General features: G+C 74.2%; 13 protein-coding genes. 7 read left to right on the top strand and 6 right to left on the bottom strand.

What is annotated here, in order from left to right; genetic code table 11:
- The first annotated feature begins 145 nt into the window (after positions 1-145).
- The 3 genes from ACFC1F_RS03300 to ACFC1F_RS03290 all read left to right on the top strand — a co-directional run bounded on the left by ACFC1F_RS03300 (position 146) and on the right by ACFC1F_RS03290 (position 5,054).
- Positions 146-613 (top strand): MarR family winged helix-turn-helix transcriptional regulator, encoded by a 468-nt coding sequence (locus ACFC1F_RS03300; protein ID WP_376155301.1) that lies wholly within the window; start codon positions 146-148, stop codon positions 611-613.
- A 259-nt stretch (positions 614-872) separates the two neighbouring features.
- Positions 873-2,417: a lipase maturation factor family protein gene (locus tag ACFC1F_RS03295; protein ID WP_376155404.1), complete on the top strand. Its 1,545-nt coding sequence runs from the start codon at positions 873-875 to the stop codon at positions 2,415-2,417.
- 207 nt (positions 2,418-2,624) lie between these two features.
- Complete coding sequence (locus tag ACFC1F_RS03290; protein WP_376155299.1) at positions 2,625-5,054, top strand: hypothetical protein; 2,430 nt, start codon at positions 2,625-2,627, stop codon at positions 5,052-5,054.
- Positions 5,055-5,297: 243 nt separating this feature from the next.
- Here the strand turns inward: ACFC1F_RS03290 and ACFC1F_RS03285 are convergent, their stop codons facing one another.
- The 3 genes from ACFC1F_RS03285 to ACFC1F_RS03275 all read right to left on the bottom strand — a co-directional run bounded on the left by ACFC1F_RS03285 (position 5,298) and on the right by ACFC1F_RS03275 (position 8,108).
- Positions 5,298-6,020, bottom strand: a complete 723-nt coding sequence (locus ACFC1F_RS03285) for a hypothetical protein (RefSeq protein ID WP_376155298.1) — start codon at positions 6,018-6,020, stop codon at positions 5,298-5,300.
- Positions 6,021-6,188: 168 nt separating this feature from the next.
- Positions 6,189-7,211, bottom strand: a complete 1,023-nt coding sequence (locus tag ACFC1F_RS03280; protein ID WP_376155296.1) for a transglycosylase SLT domain-containing protein — start codon at positions 7,209-7,211, stop codon at positions 6,189-6,191.
- Between the two features lie 108 nt (positions 7,212-7,319).
- Entirely contained in the window at positions 7,320-8,108 is a 789-nt protein-coding gene (locus tag ACFC1F_RS03275; RefSeq protein ID WP_376155294.1) for a helical backbone metal receptor, read from the bottom strand.
- A 207-nt stretch (positions 8,109-8,315) separates the two neighbouring features.
- On the opposite strand from ACFC1F_RS03275, the gene ACFC1F_RS03270 reads away from it, so the two are divergent.
- The 4 genes from ACFC1F_RS03270 to ACFC1F_RS03255 all read left to right on the top strand — a co-directional run bounded on the left by ACFC1F_RS03270 (position 8,316) and on the right by ACFC1F_RS03255 (position 12,009).
- The gene (locus tag ACFC1F_RS03270) at positions 8,316-8,726 is read left to right on the top strand and encodes a hypothetical protein (protein ID WP_376155292.1); all 411 of its coding nucleotides are present in this window, start codon (positions 8,316-8,318) and stop codon (positions 8,724-8,726) included.
- A 221-nt stretch (positions 8,727-8,947) separates the two neighbouring features.
- The gene (locus ACFC1F_RS03265) at positions 8,948-10,036 is read left to right on the top strand and encodes an ABC transporter substrate-binding protein (protein ID WP_376155290.1); all 1,089 of its coding nucleotides are present in this window, start codon (positions 8,948-8,950) and stop codon (positions 10,034-10,036) included.
- Between the two features lie 111 nt (positions 10,037-10,147).
- Positions 10,148-11,191, top strand: coding sequence for a FecCD family ABC transporter permease (locus ACFC1F_RS03260; protein WP_376155402.1), 1,044 nt, complete (start codon positions 10,148-10,150; stop codon positions 11,189-11,191).
- On the top strand, positions 11,188-12,009 hold the full coding sequence (locus tag ACFC1F_RS03255) for an ABC transporter ATP-binding protein (RefSeq protein ID WP_376155289.1): 822 nt from the start codon (positions 11,188-11,190) through the stop codon (positions 12,007-12,009). The genes ACFC1F_RS03260 and ACFC1F_RS03255 overlap by 4 nt, the downstream gene beginning before the upstream one ends.
- Here ACFC1F_RS03255 and ACFC1F_RS03250 read toward each other — a convergent pair.
- The 3 genes from ACFC1F_RS03250 to ACFC1F_RS03240 form a co-directional block, all read right to left on the bottom strand.
- A complete protein-coding gene (locus ACFC1F_RS03250) occupies positions 11,994-13,151 on the bottom strand; it encodes an L-tyrosine/L-tryptophan isonitrile synthase family protein (protein WP_376155287.1) in 1,158 nt (385 codons plus the stop codon). The genes ACFC1F_RS03255 and ACFC1F_RS03250 overlap by 16 nt on opposite strands.
- A gap of 103 nt (positions 13,152-13,254) precedes the next feature.
- The gene (locus ACFC1F_RS03245; RefSeq protein WP_376155286.1) at positions 13,255-14,592 is read right to left on the bottom strand and encodes a cytochrome P450; all 1,338 of its coding nucleotides are present in this window, start codon (positions 14,590-14,592) and stop codon (positions 13,255-13,257) included.
- A gap of 47 nt (positions 14,593-14,639) precedes the next feature.
- Positions 14,640-16,022, bottom strand: coding sequence for an MFS transporter (locus tag ACFC1F_RS03240; protein WP_376155284.1), 1,383 nt, complete (start codon positions 16,020-16,022; stop codon positions 14,640-14,642).
- Between the last annotated feature and the right edge of the window lie 255 nt (positions 16,023-16,277).

Below are 16,277 nucleotides of genomic sequence, written 5' to 3'. Positions count from 1 at the left end.
AAGTACTTGTACAGGCAGGTAAACCGCGCCGAATGGCATACTTGGTGGACGGGAGACGTTCGACCGGTCGTCATACCATCGGCCCGGATCGGACACGGTACCGGCGCCGACACCAGTGACGGGACCGGGAAGAGAAGGGCGAGCCATGGGTATCCACGACGATGCCGCCGAGATCCGCGCCCGCGGGTGGCGTACGCTCGCCGCGCTGCACGGACTCATCGACACGGCGCTGGAGAAGGCGTTGCAGGCCGAGCACCAGCTCTCGGTGGTCGAGTTCACGGTGCTGGACGCCCTCTCCCGGCAGGACGGCTGGCACATGCGGATGCAGCAACTGGCCCGTGCGGCAGCGCTGAGCAGCAGCGCGACCACCCGCCTGGTGACCAGGCTGGAGGACCGCGGCCTGCTCAGCCGCTTCCTCTGCGCGGACGACCGGCGCGGCATCTACACCGAGCTGACCCCGGAGGGACGCCAACTGCTCCAGGCCGCACGCCCGGTGCACGACGCCACCCTGGAGGCGACGCTGGCGAAGGCCACCGGGATTCCGGAGCTGGCCCCGCTCGTGAACGCCCTGGACGAGCTGGAGCTCACCCCCACCGCCCCGACCAGCGCCTGACCCCGGTCCCACTGCCTGACCCCGGCCTCACCGCCCGATCCCGGCCGCATGACCCCGGCGCCGAACCGTTCGGACCGCCGGGGTCGGCCGGTGCCGGATGCCGCCTGGCGCCCGAGGCCGCCCGGCGCCCGAGGTCGCCGCCTTCCGCCCGCCGTTGGCTCGCGCCGGGAACGGGAAGGAGTGCCGCCCGGGTGAACCGCCCCCGCCGCACACCCGGGCGGACGCCCGGCGGCCCGGGCCGGTGGTAGGCATGGGCCGCATGGACTGGTTCGCCGCCCCCGAGTACTGGCTGAGCAGGCTGCTCGTGCAACGGCTGCTGGCCGCCGTCTACCTCACCGGATTCCTCGCCGCCGCCGCCCAGTTCAGAGCGCTGATCGGTGCCGACGGGATGCTTCCCGTGCCCCGCTACACCGCCCGGGTGTCGTTCCGCCAGGCCCCCGGCCTCTTCCACCTCCACTACAGCGACCGTTTCTTCGCCGCCGTCGCGTGGACCGGCGCCGCGGTCTCCGCCGGCCTGGTCGCCGGGCTGGGCGACGCCGTACCGCTCTGGGCCTCGGTACTCCTCTGGGCACTGCTCTGGGTGCTCTACCTCTCGATCGTCAACGTCGGCCAGACCTGGTACTCCTTCGGCTGGGAGTCCCTGCTGCTGGAGGCGGGCTTCCTGGCCGCCTTCCTCGGAAACGACGCCGCCGCCCCGCCCGTCCTGGTGTTGTGGCTGATGCGCTGGCTCGTCTTCCGGGTCGAGTTCGGCGCCGGACTGATCAAACTGCGCGGCGACAGCTGCTGGCGCGACCTGACCTGCCTGCGCTACCACCACGAGACCCAGCCCATGCCCGGTCCGCTCAGCTGGTTCTTCCACCACCTGCCCGCGCCGCTGCACCGGGTCGAGGCGGCGGCCAACCACTTCACCCAACTCATCGTCCCGGTGGGCCTCTTCCTCCCGCAGCCGGTCGCCACCTATGCCGCCTGCGTGATCGTGGCCACCCAGCTCTGGCTGGTCGCCTCCGGCAACTTCGCCTGGCTCAACTGGCTCACCATCACGCTCGCCCTCGCCGCCGTCGACCCCGCCCGGCTCGGCCTGCCCGTTCACCCGCGTACGTACGGCGGCACCCCCGGCTGGTTCGAGGCCGTGGTGATCGCGATGGCCGTCGTCGTCGCCGTCCTCAGCTACTGGCCGGTACGGAACCTGGTCTCGCGCCGGCAGGTGATGAACCGCTCCTTCAACCGCCTCCACCTCGTCAACACCTACGGCGCCTTCGGCAGCGTCAACCGCATCCGCCAGGAGGTCGTCGTCGAGGGCACCGACGAGCCGACCGTCACCCGGCACACCGTCTGGCGCGAGTACGACTTCAAGGGCAAGCCCGGCGACGTGAGCCGCCTCCCGCGCCAGTACGCCCCCTACCACCTGCGCCTGGACTGGCTGATGTGGTTCGCCGGCATCTCGCCCGCCTACGCCCGGCCCTGGTTCCTGCCGTTCGTCGCGCGGCTGCTCACCAACGACCCGGCCACCCTGCGGCTGCTGCGCCACAACCCCTTCCCCGACGCCCCGCCGACCCACGTCCGGGCGACCCTCCACCATTACCGGTTCACCGATTGGCGCGAACTGCGCGAAACCGGAGCCTGGTGGCACCGGACGCCGCTGCACGAGTACCTCGCGCCGGTCACCCTCGACACCCTCGCCCGATCCGGCTACCGGCCGCCGCTCGGTCGGCGTACCCGGAGCGTGCCGGTGGAGGGCCTGCGCCGTCGGCCCGGTCACCCGCCCGGCCCAGCCCCGCACCACCCGCCCGGACCTCCCGGGTAGCGGCCAGGCGGGCGGTGTGGCACGCGACACCGGTCCGTCGAGCGGTGGGTGCGTGCAAGGCTCGAACGGGCACCCGTATTCTTGGCCTCCACAACCGGTAGGCCGACCGCGCACCCCCAGCCCCACCCGCCGGGGCCTCCGTGCGCACCCGGTCCGCCGTCCCCCTCGCCGCCCGCCCCGCCGCAGTCGCCCAGAACCGGACCTCACATGACAGTGCTTCACTCGCGCAACGCCGACGCGGCCGACGCCGCCGATGCCAAGGCCGTCGACGCCGCCACCGTGGCCGACGCCGACGCCAACGACGCCAAGGACGCCACGGACCTGGAGCAGACCCGCAGCCAGGCGGCGGACACCGACCTCCGCGAGGAGCTCGGCCGCTACGCCGAACTCGGCGCCTTCACCCTCACCGCCGAGACCCACGCCTGGTACGCGGCTGTCGACACCGTCGCCACTCCCGAGGACGCCCGCGCCGCCTCCACCGTCCTCGCCGAGCTGCGCGGTCGCGACCTCCAGCAGACCTGGGAGGCCGTCGCCGCACTCGCCGCCGACGCCAAGCTCGGCGAGCCCGGTACCGTCGCCGTCGCCGCCCTGTTCGCCGAGACGCTCCAGCGCGTCCACCAGACCTCGTCCACCCTGACCGGTGCCGCCTACGAGGCCGACCTCGACGCGCTCGTCGCCGCCACCGCGGACCGCGCCTGGCGCCGTGAGCGCGGCATCAAGCTCTCCTTCTTCAAGGGTCGTGCACTGCGCAAGCAGGCCGCTGCGCTGGCCGCCGACGGCCGCAAGGCGCGCCCCGAGGAACTCCACGAGGCACTCGCCTCCGCAAAGATCGAGCGTCGCGCCTGGGCCCTCCTCGCCCCGTCCGGCGCCCTGCCCGTCCCGCCGGCCGACGGCGCCCTGGCCGAGCGCACCGCCGCCGCCTTCGAGGCCATCGGCACCGGCCTGCGCGACCTCGCCCGCCTGCTGCCCGAGCGTGACCTCGACGCGCTGCCGTTCGGCGAGCTCATCGACCTGGTCGAGCGCCTGGCCGCCGACGAGGGCACCCTCTACCGCATTCCCACCATCCGCTCCCTGCGCACCTCCCTGGAGGAGGCCGGCCTCGGCGACCTGCTCGCCGAGCTCGCCGCCGCCCGCGCCGACCGCCGCGCCGCCGAGGCCGCCTTCAACGCCCGTCAGGCCCTGGCGGGCGGGCAGCGGGACGGCCTGACGGAGCGGGAGGACGCCGCCGAGGCGCTGGCCGAGGTGGAGGTCGAGGTCGAGGTCGCCGGGCCGGAGGCCGTCGAGGTGGCCGAGGCCGACGTCGAGGTCGTCGAGGTGGCCGAGGACGAGCAGCCCACGGCCGAGGAATCCGTCGAAATCCAGCCCGTCGTCACCCTGCCGGCGCCGTCCCCCGCGGCGGACGACCTGGTCGACATCATCCCGGTGAAGGCCGCGGTGGAGGTCGAGCACGCGGAGGAGACCGAGGTCGAGGCCGAACCCCTGGCCGAGGCCGAGTCGGTCGTAGCCGAGGTCGAGGCCGAGGCCGCCGTGGAGGTCGAGCCGGAGGTCGCGGAGCCGGTTGCTGTCGAGGTGCTGGCCGAGGAGACCGAAGCTGAGGCTGCTGCCGAGGTGTCGGAGCCGGTCGCCGAGGTCGAGCCCGCTGTCGAGGTTGAGGCCGAGCCCGTTGCCGAGGTCGAGCTCGTTGCCGAGGTCGAGTCGGCTGTGACCGAGGTGTCGGAGCCGGAGGTTGTGGAGCCGGTCGCCGAGGTCGAGCCCGTCGTTGAGGCCGAGCCCGTTGCCGAGGTCGAGGTCGTCGTTGAGGCCGAGGTCGAGGCCGAGGCTGCCATGGAGGTCGAGCCGGAGGTTGCGGAGCCGGTTGCCGAGGTGGAGGTCACTGAGCCGGAAGCGGTTGTTGAGGCCGAGCCCGTTGCCGAGGTCGAGCTCGTTGCCGAGGTCGAGGCCGAGGCTGCCATGGAGGTCGAGCCGGAGGTTGTGGAGCCGGTTGCCGAGGTCGAGCCCGTCGCCGAGGTCGAGGCAGTGGCCGAGGCCACTGAGCCGGACACGGCAGTTGAGGCCGAGGCCGAGGCCGAGCTCGTCGTGGAGGCAGAGCCCGTCGCCGAAGCGGAGCCGGTTGCCGCTGAGGTGGTGGTCGAGGAGACCGAAGCTGAGGCCGCTGCCGAGGAGCCCGAGCCCGAGGCCGTGGTCGAGCCCGAGGTTGAGGCCGCTGCCGAGGAGCCCGAGCCCGAGGTTGAGGCCGTGGCTGAGGTCGAGCCGGTTGTGACTGAGGTGCCGGAGCCGGAGGTCGTGGAGCCGGTCGCCGAGGTCGAGCCGGTTGCCGAGGCCGAGGTGGAGCCCGTGGCCGAGGTCGAGCCGGTCGTGGCCGAGCTGCCCGAGCTGCCCGAGCCGGAGGCTGTGGAGCCGGTCGTCGAGCCGGAGGTCCCCGCCCGGGCCGAGAAGCCCGACTTCACGCCGGGCCGTCCTGTCACGGCCTACTCCGCCGACGAACTGCTCGCCGTGGTGCGGTGGGTGGACGGCGACGGTGTGGTTCGCAGCGAGGAGGAGCTGCTGCGGGCCGCGATGAAGGAGCTGGGCTTCGCCCGGCTCGGCCCGCGCATCAAGGAGGCGCTGGGCGCCGCCGTCACGGCCGCGCGCGCCTGACGCCGACCCAGCTCTGTCTGCCTCTGACTCCTGACTGCCTCCGACCGGCTCTGACCGGAGCGGCGGCAGGATCGCCGGTATCGCCCGCCGGATCGGTCAGGCGCCACAGCCGCAGGGCTGAAGGGTGACGGAAGGCGGCACCACCGAATTCGTACGGTGGTGCCGCCTTCCTGCGTGTCCGGGAATCCGTGCAGGCTGAGCGGGGCGACGCGGGGCGGCGCGGCACCTCCGTGCTCCTCGGAGTCAGAAGTCCGGGCGGACTCGGAGCGCCGCCAGGGCGGAGGGTGCTCGGTCGGGTCGCAACGACCAGCCGGGCAGTCCGCCCCAGGCAATGGAGAGGCGAAGGTACTCGACCAGGGTGATGCCCGGACGGCCTTCGACTCCCCGGATGACCGGGTCGGCCGTCGCCTCCGCGAGGAGGATGTCGTGGGTCGAGCCGCTGATGTTGGCCTTGTGCAGCTCGTCCGGGGCGAACTCGAACAGGAATCCGGCTTCCTCCGACCCGGGACGGTCCCGCAGCGGCTCACGGTGCCCGTCCCAGCAGTAGCGCAGGTGCTCGACGTCCGGCGGATCCGGGTACAGACCCGCGACGTCGTACTGGTCCCCCTCCGCCCAGGTCAGGTCCACCGCGGGGCAGTCCCCGGCGAGCACCACCCTGCCGATGTGGCGAAGACAGGCGTCGAGGGCGAAGGGCAGGGCGCCGACCTCCCCGGCCAGTGCGTCCAGTTCGACGTGGTCGGCCGGCGTCGGCGGCTTGAGCGCGTCCAGTCCCGCGATCGGGACCAGGCCGAGTTCCGTCACTGCATCGCCGAGGCGGCCGACATCACGGTGGACCCTGCGCATCGTCTCCGCTGCGACGGTCGCGCAGTCCTCGGACAGGGCATCGGGAACCGGCCCGAGGCGGCGCATGTCCGCCCACACGGCCTCGTGGTCACCAGCGGCATATCGCTGTGCGAAGGAGGTCATCCGGGGAGGCTGCCGGACGCGTGACCTGCGCTGCAAGCAGTCCCGTCGGCTCGCCGGTGCCGGGCCTCCGCCCGGCGCCGGCGTCAAGCGCCGTCGGACCCGGGGCGGCGGCGGGGTTGCCCCGGGGGCGCCCCGGGGCCCTTCGGCGGACCGGGGGAGCGTTCCCGCTCAGCCCGCCTTGTTCCAGGGCGCGCTGGACATCAGCGCCTTGACGCTGGCGACGTAGCCGGGGTTGGGGATGGCCAGGCTGCCGGTGGTGGTGCCGGTGGCCGGGTCGGTGACCGTGTTGTAGTGCACGTTGCCCGCGCCCGCGTTGTAGGCGGAGACGACCAGGTCGAGCAGCGGCGTCTTGCCGGTGGCCGGGTCGGGGGAGAGGTCGTACTTCCCGCCGAAGGAGGAGTCGCCGTAGTAGGCGACCAGCCAGTTGAGCAGCTGGGTGCCGAGCTGGACGTTGCCGGGAAGCGTCTTCGGGTCGGAGGTCGTCCCGAACTTGCTGTTCATCCAGCTCACCGTGGCGGGCATGATCTGCATGGTGCCGATGCCGCCGTCACAGGCGAGGATGCCGGACTGCCAGCCGCTCTCCTGCCAGGCGATCGCCTTGACCAGGTTGACCGGCAGGGGCGGGAGCTTGTCGGTGCCGCCGCTGCTGAGGTTGAGCGTGCGGGTCTGGCCGGCGGCGGCGGTCAGCGCGGTGGCGACGGCCTCCTTGGGCTCGTCGGGCTGCGGCTTGCTCGGCGTGCAGCCGCTCTGGAGCGGCGGGACGTGCGGGGTGGCGGGCGCGGGCGGCGGCGGGGGCGCGACCGGCCCGGGCTTGGGGGTCGGCGCGGGCGCCGCGACCGCCACCGGAGCGGGGGCCGGTGCGGCCTTCGGGGCGGGGTCGGCGGGCTTGGCGGTGGTGGGTTTGGCGCTGCTCGCCGAGGCGGTCGGGCTCGGCTTGGCGGTCTTGCCGGTAGTCGCACTCGGCGAGGCGCTCGCGCTCGGGGAGGCGGTGGCACTCGTCGTCGCGCTGGGCGAGGTGGTGGCCGTCGGCGCGGTGGTCGGCGGGGCGTCCGTGACGGTGGCCGCCGCAGGTGCCGGCGGTCCCCCGGCGGTGTCGTCCGCCTTCTTGCTGCCGCAGCCCGTCAGCAGTGCCGTGGACACGGCCGCCGCCGACACCAGGACCAGCGCCTGCCGGGAAGCACGCACCTTCATGTTGTTCCGCCCCCCTGTGTCACCGGCCGTCCCGGCGAGAGGGCGACATCCTACGACGGTCGGATCATCGCCCTGACCGGTGGGCCTGCCATGGGTCCGGCGCGAAACTCACCGCCGTTCGTGCCCGTGCGCCGACGCCCGTGCCAGCTGCTCCGCCAGGAGTCCCGGCGCCTCCACCAAGGACGGTCCGTACCAGGTCAGATGGCGCCCGCTGACCAGCGCGGCCGGGACACCGGGGAACGCCTCGGGGCCGTCGTTCGCGGTGAAGCGGTACGGCTCGTCCGGAAGGACCACCAGGTCGGCTTCCGCGGCGAGCAGTTCGGGCAGCGGGACGGCGGGGTACCGCTCGGGGTGGCCGGCGTGGATCAGGTCGACGCCGAGGCGCCCGAGCAGGTCGCCGGCGAACGTGTCGCGGCCGAGCACCATCCAGGGGCGGCGCCAGATCGGCACGACGGCGCGGAGGCGGTCGGCGCCGGGCAGTGGCCGGACGTCGGCCCAGGAGGCTTCGGCGGCGTCGAGCCACGCCGGGCGGGGCAGGCCGCAGCCCGCCGTCAGGAGGCGGTGCAGCGAGGAGAACGCCTGGTCCAGCGTGCGGATGTCGGTGACCCAGACGGCCAGGCCGGCGGCCCGCAGCGCGTCGAGGTCGGGCCGGCGGTTCTCCTCGTCGTTGGCGATGACCAGGTCGGGGGCGAGCGCGGCGATCCGGTGGACGTCCGGGTTCTTGGTACCGCCGATCCGCTCCACGACCAGGTCGGCGGGGTGCGAGCACCAGTCGGTGGCGCCCACCAGCAGCCCCGGGGCGGTGACGGCGACGGCCTCGGTCAGCGAGGGGACCAGCGACACCACCCGCCTCACCGGCCCCGGTCCGAGCGGCACGGGCCGCCCGAGGTCGTCCACGGGGGGACCGGAGGGATCGCGGGGCGGGAGAACGGTCTGCGGCACCCGCCCACCGTAAGGCCTGCCCACCCCCTCGCCGCCCCCGCCCGGCACCGGGCGCCGAATCCCGCCTCCCGTCTCCCGTCTCCAGGCCCCCGCCTCCCGTCTCCCGCCCCCTCCTCCCGGCCCATGGAGTGCCCGCGGCCGGTGGTGGACTACCGTCGGCCCATGGACGACGCCGAGCCGATGACCTTCCCGCCGCAGCCGGTCCGGGGCGTACGTGCGGTGTACGCCCGTCAGGCCGGCTGCCCCTGCGACCTCGCCGACGTCACGGTGGACTTCGAGCCCTGGGAGGAAGGCTTCGTCCTGGAGGTCGCGCGCGACGCCACCGTGGTCGGCAGCCCCACGCCGGGTGAACTGGCCGGGTACCACGCGGCCCTGGCCGCCGGTATGCAGGAGGAACTGGCCGGGCGGACGGCCGCGGGCCGGGTGGCGGTGGCCGTCGTCGTGCACCGCACCGTCGTGCACGACGTCGACTCGCGCGACCGGTCGTTCCACGCCGCCGGACGCATCGCGGTACGCACGGCCCTCGCCCGGCTGGACGGCCCGCCGCCCCGACCCCGGCGCCGCCCCGCCTGACGCGGGTACGTCGGCCCCGGCCCTGCCCCCGCCTCGCCTGGCCCTGCCACCGCCTCGCCCGGCCCTGCCGCCGCCCCGGCCGGCGCCGCCGGGCGCGCCCGGCCCTGCCCGCCGATCCGAACGATCCTCAAGTCCCGGGAACCGGGCGGGGGTGGCGGCCGACTACCTGGTCCGGGTTCGTAGGACGGGCCCGAGCACGACCATTGACCAGGAGAGTTCTCATGCGCCCTCGCGTGTTCTGCGGTATCGCGGCCGCTGTTGCCCTGTTCGCCACGGCGTGTGGGAGCGGCGGTGGAGGGAGCACGGACGGAAGCGGCGGCGGTGGCGGGCAGACCGCCGCCGCCGGCGCGTTCCCGGTGAAGGTGGCCGACTGCGCGGGCAAGGAGACCACCGTCAAGCAGGCGCCGAAGAAGATCGTCACCAGCAACGCCGCCGGCCTGGAGATGCTGCTCCAGCTCGGTGCCGGGGACCGCGTGGTCGGCACGGGGTTCCCGCCGGGCAAGGGCAGCCTGCCGGCGTCGATCGCCGAACAGGGCACCAAGGTGCCGGTGCTGGGCGAGATGGGGATCGCCAAGGAGAAGCTGCTCGGCTCCGGCGCCGATCTCTACGTGGACGCCTTCGGGTCGATGCCGATGATGGGCGGCGCGGGCGCCGGGCCGAGCGAGGAGGAGTTCACGGCGGCGGGCATCCAGCACGTCTACCTCCTCTCCACCGCCTGCTCCGGCACGCCCAAGGCGGCCAAGGGGCCGCGCACCGACCTCGCCGAGGTCGAGAACGACCTGCGCCGCCTCGGCGCGGTCACCGGCACGGGCGCCAGGGCCGAGGAGCTGGTCACCGGGATGGAGCGGACGGTGGGCGAGGTGCGCACCGCGACCGCCGGTGTCCCCGCCGACCAGCGGCCCGGCTACTTCTTCTTCGACTTCGACGCCGGCACCAAGCAGCCGGTCGCCGTCTGCGGCCGGCAGGTCGCCAACGCGGTGATCACCCTGGCCGGCGCGCGCAACGTGTTCGCGGACTGCGACGCCGACTTCAAGCCGGTCTCCTGGGAGGACGTCGTCGCGAAGAACCCGGACTGGATCCAGCTCGCCGTCCGCACCCGCGGCACCGAGGAGGAGACCCGCAAGGCCTTCGACGAGGCCGAGGCGTTCCTGAAGGGCTTCCCCGCGACCCAGGGCCTGAAGGCCGTCAAGGACGGCAGGTTCCTGCGGATCGGGTCCGAGGTCACCACCATCGGCGGGGTCCGCAACGCCGACACCGTCCGGCAGATCGCCGCCACCGTGCACCCGGACCTCGTCAAGAACGGCCGGTAGGCCGTGACACCGGCAGGCACCGGCGCCACCAACACCGCCCCCACCAACACAGGCGCCACCACCACCGGCGCCGGCACCGTTACCACCACCGGGCGGCCCCGGACGCGCACCATGCGCACCATGCGCGCCGGGCCGCTCGCGGCCGTGCTCACCCTCGCCCTGGTCGCCGCGCTGACCGCCGCCGTCTCCCTGGGGTCGGTGGACATCCCCCCGGGCGAGGTCTGGTCGGTGATCGGCCACCGGCTCACCGGCAGCGCACCCGAGCCCGGCACCCGGGACCTCATCGTCTGGCAGCTGCGCGTCCCGCGCGCCCTGCTGGCGGCGACGGTCGGGGCCGGGCTCGGCCTCGTCGGCACCGCCGTCCAGGCACTCGTCCGCAATCCGCTCGCCGACCCCTACCTGCTCGGGATCTCCTCCGGCGCCTCGCTGGGCGCCGTGGCCGTGATCGTCCTCGGCAGCGGGCTCGGCCTGGAGATGGCCTTCGGCGGCGCCGTCGGGCTGACCATCTCGCTGGCCGCCTTCCTCGGCGCACTCGCCGCCTTCTCCCTGGTCTGGCTGCTGGCCCGGCGCGGTGGCGGCTTCTCCCCGCTGCGTCTGGTCCTGGCCGGCATCGGCATCGGCCAGTTCCTCACCGGCTTCACCAGCTACCTCGTCCTGCAGACCAGCGACGAACAGCAGACCAGGGGCGTGCTGTTCTGGCTGATGGGCAGCCTCAGTGGTGCGGTCTGGGGCCAACTGGCCGTCCCCGCCGCCGCCGTGGCCCTCGGGCTGGGCCTGCTCCAGGCCCGCGCCCGGGGGCTCAACGCGCTCCTGATGGGCGACGAGACGGCGGCCGGACTCGGCGTCGACGTCACCCGGCTGCGCCGCGAGATCTTCGTCGTCACCAGCGTGCTGACCGGCGTCCTGGTCGCCGTCTCCGGCGCGATCGGCTTCGTCGGCCTGATGGTGCCGCACGTCTGCCGGCTGCTGGCCGGCGGTGACCACCGCCGGCTGCTGCCGCTCTCCGCCCTGACCGGGGCGGTGCTGCTGGTGGTGGTCGACACCATCGCCCGCACCGCGCTGGACACCCAGGAACTGCCGATCGGCGTGGTCACCGCCCTGCTCGGCGCGCCCACCCTGCTCTACCTGCTGGACCGACGACTGGAGCGGAATTGAGGATCGCGGTCGAGGACCTGAGCGTCACCCTGTCCGGGCGGACGGTGGTGGCCGGCGTCCACCTGGTCGCCAAGGAGGGCGAGATCGCCGGGCTGGTCGGGCCGAACGGCAGCGGCAAGTCCAGCCTGCTGCGCACCGTCTACCGGCACCTGCGGCCGAGCGCCGGGCGCGTCCTGCTGGCCGGCCGCGAGCTGGCCGGACTGACCCCCGCGCAGTCCGCCCGGCACATCGCCGCCCTGCCCCAGGAGCGCGGCGAGGACTTCGAGTTGACCGTCCGGGAGGTGGTGGCGATGGGCCGCACCCCGTACAAGCGGGCGTTCGCGGCGGACGACGCCGAGGACCACCGGATCGTCGCCGGGGCGCTGGAGCGCGTGGGCATGACGGACGAGGGCGACCGCCGGTTCGCCCAGCTCTCCGGAGGTGAACGCCAACGCGTCCTGCTGGCACGGGCATTGGCCCAGCAGCCGGACGTCCTGGTGCTGGACGAGCCGACGAACCACCTGGACGTCCGGCACCAGGTCGAGCTCCTCGCACTGTTGCGGGAGCAGCGCCGCACCACGCTGGTCGCACTGCACGACCTCAATGCGGCGGCCTCGGTCTGCGACCGGCTGCACGTGCTGCACCACGGCACCCTGGTCGCGTCCGGGGCGCCGCGGGACGTGCTGACCGCCGACCTGCTCGCCGAGGTGTTCGGTGTGCGGGCGGCGGTGGTCGAACACCCGCTCACCGGTGACCCGTTGATCGCCTTCGACCACCGCACGCCCGCGTCCGCGCCGTCACTTCCGGACGGGCTGATGGAGCCTCAGGAGGTCTCGTAGTGGCTGGGGCGGCCGCCCAGCTCGACCAGGCGGCCGACCCGGGCGGCCTCCTCGCTGCGCATCAACTCCCAGCGGCCGTCCGGACGGTGGAGCACCGAGGAGTGCCAGGGCGTCATCCAGGCGTCGGCGGCCTCCAGCAGTCGGATACCGAACTTCAGGACGCCCGCCTTCTGCGGGTGGATCGAGAGCCGGAAGGACCGCGGGTGCTGTTCGGCGATCAGGTCCCCCCAGGCCCGGCTGCGCTGGATGACGCCGTAGGCGCGCCGGCGGCACTCGCGCTGGAGCGCGGACCGGCTGCCCTCGAAGCCGATGGTGTCCTCGGTGAGGAAACGGGTGATGCCGCGGTAGAGCTTGAGGGTCTCCTCGTCGGTCATCACCTGCTCGCGGAGCTCCTCCCGGGTGGGCGCGTACCGGTCGTGCACCCGGGCGCGCTTCTCGTCGAAGGGCAGGTCGCCGAGGACGGCGCGCAGGTCGTAGGTGGCGAGGTGGGTCAGGCCCTCGCGCTCGATCATCGCGGTCAGCTCGTCGGAGTACTGGTCGATGTGGTCGTCGGGGACGTGGATCAGGTCGCCGAAGATGTGCCCGTCGGAGCAGATCAGGATCTGTGCGCCGGGTTCGTAGAGCTTGCCGATCTCCTCGCAGAGACCGTTGAGGAAGGTGAGCGAGAGCCGCTCGCCCTCGTCGGGCAGGTGGCTCAGCACCTTGGCGGGGTTGGGCGACTTGCAGGGGAAGCCCGGCAGGGTGAACAGGACCGGGTCGCCGGTGGTGAGGAAATCCGCCAACTGCTCCAGCTGGAGCGGGAAGTCGGCGGGCGTCGCGTGCACCTCGGGGTCGGAGGCGCGGCGGTGCGGCAGCAGCAGGCCGAGGATCTCCGCGGAGATCCGGGCGACCTCCCGCGGGTCCGTCACGGCGCCGGCTGGCACGGACGCCGGTGCGGCGGCGGACGGGGCGGGAACGGCCTGGGCAGGAACGGACCGGGCAGGGGCGGCCGGCGCGGCGGCGGAGGGTGCAGCGCCGGAGGGTGTGGCGCCGGACGGAGCAGCGGCGGCCGGCGCGGCGGGCCGGCCGGCCGCGCCCTGGTCGGCCGTGGCCGGTGCGTCGGCGGTCTGGGAGTCGGTGGAAACGGTGCCGGCGGGCGGCATGGTGATCCTCCACGGAACGGTGGACGGGCTTCGGGGCAGGCGTAGCCACGCCCCGGCACTGGTCGCCGGGACGCTGAGGGGGTGCCGGAAGTGGTCGGGCGGGTCAGGCCCGCTTGTCGTAGGCGACCGGCAGGCGGTTCACCCCCCGGGCGAGGACGGCGGGCACCCAGGCGAGCGATTCGAGGTCCTCGCCGGGCGCGGCGGACGGGCGCAGCCCGGGCAGCCTGGTGAGCAGGGTGCCGAGGGCGACCTGGAGTTCGACCCGGGCCAGGGCGGCGCCGGGGCAGTAGTGGATGCCGTGCCCGAAGGCCAGGTGGGCGTTGGGGGTGCGGTCGAAGTCCAGGACGTCGGCGTCCGGGAACTGCTCGTCGTCGCGGTTGGCCGCGCAGAGCGAGACGATCACGGAGTCCCCGGCCGGGACGGTCGTGCCGTGCAGGTCACCGTCCTCGGCGAGGAAGCGCCAGGTGGTGAGCTCGAACGCCGAGTCGTGGCGCAGCAGTTCCTCCACCGCCCGGGCGAGCAGGCCCGGGTCGACGGCGATGCCCTCGCGCAGCCGGGCGAGTTGGTCGGGGCGGCGCAGCAGGGTGACCAGCATGGTGGTGATCTGGTTGGTCACCGGCTCCTGGCCGGCCACCAGCAGCTGGAACACCATCGAGTCGAGCTCCTCGGGGCTCAACTCGCCCGCGTCGCGGGCGGCGACGAGCCGGCCGAGCAGGTCGACGTCGGACCCGGCCGGGTCGTGGTGTGCGCGCTTGTGGGCGACCACGTCGGCGATGTACGCCTGGAGGCCGCGCAGCCGGCCCTCGTAGGCCGGCCGGCCCGGGTCCAGCGGACCGACCGGCTGGACGACCTTGCCCCAGTCGCGGTCGAAGCGGACGGCCAGCTCCTGCGGCAGGCCTATCGCCTCGGCGAGCACCCGGAACGGGAAGTGGGCCGCGAAGCCCGCCACCAGGTCGGCGCCGCCGGTTTCCGGCAGGTCGTCGACCAGGGCGTCGGCCAGCTCCTGGAGGCGCGGGCGCAGGCTCTCCGCCCGGCGCGGGGCGAACGCGTCCAGTACCAGCCGGCGCATCCGGGTGTGCTCCGGCGGGTCCTGGTGCAGCAGGTGGACCTGGAGCTGCGAGTGCTGCGGCTCCGGCATGATCGAGGCGAGCCTGCGCCAACCCGCGTTGCCCAGGCGGTGGTTCTTGCCGAGCCGGGGGTCGTTGAGGGTCTCGTGCGCGGCCTTGTAGCCGGTGACCAGCCAGGCGGCGATCCCGCTCGGGAACCGCACCCGGTGGATCGGGCCGGCCTCGCGCATCCGCCGGTAGAGCGGATAGGGGTCGCGCTTGTACTCCGGTCCGTACAGCGGTACCGGGTCGGGGAGTTCGTCGTACCCGAACGGGCAGCGCGGCGCGTCGTCGGCCGGCCCTCCCGCGGTCGGATCGTGGACGGTGTCGGTCATGCGAAGGTTCCTCCGGTCGGTGGTCCGTGGTGCGCGCGGTCGGGGCGTCAGGTGCCCGCGCGGTCGGTGCGGTGGTGCAGGGAGAGGAGGGCCACGGCCAGGACGGCGGCCAGCGTGGCGAGGACGAGCCCGGCGCGGACGCCCGTCGTGGCGCCGTGGCCGGACAGGGAGGCCGCGGTGGCGAGGGCGGGTCCGAGGGCGAAGCCGAGACTGCGGGCCAGCTGGACGGCCGATCCGGCGGTGGCCAGCTGTTGCGGCCTGGCGGCGGTCATCACCAGGGCCTGGACCGGGCCGCCGTTGAGGCCCATGCCGGTCCCGGCGAGCGCGAGCCGCCAGGAGATGTCGAGCGGCGACCAGCCGGTGTCGATCGGGACGAGCAGCAGCATGCCGACGGCGGTGACGGTCGCACCCGTCAGCGCGGTCGGCCGGGCGCCCCAGCGGTCGGCCAGCCGCCCGCCGAAACGGCCGGCCAGGACCATGCCGAGCGGGAACGCCAGCATGGTCAGGGCCGTGGTGGTGGCGCTGATGCCGTCGTCCCGGCGCAGGTGCTGGGCGAGCAGGTAGTGGGTGGCGGCGAACCCGGCGGCCAGCGACAGCACCGAGCCGTTGACGGCGGCGGTGCCGGACTCGCGCAGCACGGCGGCGACCGGCCGGCCGCCGGGGCGGCGCAGCCAGAGGACGACCAACGGCGCGGCGGGCAGGGCGAGCAGCAGCCAGGCCGGCGCGTCGGGCGCGAGGGTGAGTCCGAGCAGGACGGCGGCCACGGCGGAGCCGATCAGGGCGGCGTCGCCGAGCGAACCCCGGTCGGGAAGCCGCAGCCTGCCGCCGTGCGGGGCGTTGCGGTGGGCGATCACCAGCGCGGCCAGGCAGATCGGCAGCTTGACCAGGAAGACCGCCCGCCAGCCGACGTGGTCGAGCAGCAGGCCGCCGACCACCGGTCCGGCGACGGCGCCGAGCGGGCCGAGCGTGGCGGGCACGCTCATTGCCCGTCCGCGCAGCTCCGGCCGGACGGCGGTGGCCGCGAGCACGGGCATCAGCACGAACAGCACCGCGCCGAACGTGCCCTGCGCCAGCCGGGCGGCCACCAGCCAACTCGCCCACGGGGCGACGGAGGCGAGCACGCTGCAGAGCGCGAAGCCGGTGACCGCCAGCAGGAGGGCGGAGCGGGCGCCGACCTGGTCGAGCCAGCGCCCGGCGGGCAGCAGCAGGGCGACCAGGGGGAGCTGGTAGCCCAGTACGGCCCACTGCGCGGTGGTGGGGGAGACGTGCAGGCCGTCCGCGATGTCGGTGAGGGCGAGGTTGACCACGTTCATGTCGAGCATCGCCACGAACGAGAGCAGCCCGGCGGCCACCACCAGGCTCCACCGGTCCTCGGGTGCCGCCTGGTCCCTGGTCAGCCCACCCGTGGCCAGCGGCTGTTGCGCCGACATGGTGCTCCTCCGATTCCCCGCGCTGTTCCGGACACCGCCTCGGCGGCGGCGTCCGGTACAGCAGTCGGAGGCGGCGGGGCTCCAGTTCCGAACACTTGAAGGAATCTTCCGGCCTGGCCGGATTTCCGCGGCTCCGGCTGATCCCGGGCGAGCCCGGCCAATCCCGGGGGGTGGGCGCCCGGCGCGGGTGGGCCACCACCCGGCCCGGCCCGGCCCCCCCCCTAGCGGGCGGCGCCGCCCAAACCAGCCCATCGA

The sequence above is a fragment of the Kitasatospora sp. NPDC056181 genome (genome assembly GCF_042266225.1).
GTDB lineage: Bacteria > Actinomycetota > Actinomycetes > Streptomycetales > Streptomycetaceae > Kitasatospora.
This window is presented reverse-complemented; position numbering and strand designations above follow the sequence as displayed.

Coding starts and splice junctions, on each gene's coding strand:
- ACFC1F_RS03290 (WP_376155299.1), top strand. CDS start 2,625: ATGACAGTGCTTCACTCGCGCAACGCCGACGCGGCCGACGCCGCCGAT.
- ACFC1F_RS03285 (WP_376155298.1), bottom strand. CDS start 6,020: ATGACCTCCTTCGCACAGCGATATGCCGCTGGTGACCACGAGGCCGTG.
- ACFC1F_RS03265 (WP_376155290.1), top strand. CDS start 8,948: ATGCGCCCTCGCGTGTTCTGCGGTATCGCGGCCGCTGTTGCCCTGTTC.
- ACFC1F_RS03245 (WP_376155286.1), bottom strand. CDS start 14,592: ATGACCGACACCGTCCACGATCCGACCGCGGGAGGGCCGGCCGACGAC.
- ACFC1F_RS03270 (WP_376155292.1), top strand. CDS start 8,316: ATGGACGACGCCGAGCCGATGACCTTCCCGCCGCAGCCGGTCCGGGGC.
- ACFC1F_RS03250 (WP_376155287.1), bottom strand. CDS start 13,151: ATGCCGCCCGCCGGCACCGTTTCCACCGACTCCCAGACCGCCGACGCA.
- ACFC1F_RS03300 (WP_376155301.1), top strand. CDS start 146: ATGGGTATCCACGACGATGCCGCCGAGATCCGCGCCCGCGGGTGGCGT.
- ACFC1F_RS03260 (WP_376155402.1), top strand. CDS start 10,148: ATGCGCACCATGCGCGCCGGGCCGCTCGCGGCCGTGCTCACCCTCGCC.
- ACFC1F_RS03295 (WP_376155404.1), top strand. CDS start 873: ATGGACTGGTTCGCCGCCCCCGAGTACTGGCTGAGCAGGCTGCTCGTG.
- ACFC1F_RS03280 (WP_376155296.1), bottom strand. CDS start 7,211: ATGAAGGTGCGTGCTTCCCGGCAGGCGCTGGTCCTGGTGTCGGCGGCG.
- ACFC1F_RS03240 (WP_376155284.1), bottom strand. CDS start 16,022: ATGTCGGCGCAACAGCCGCTGGCCACGGGTGGGCTGACCAGGGACCAG.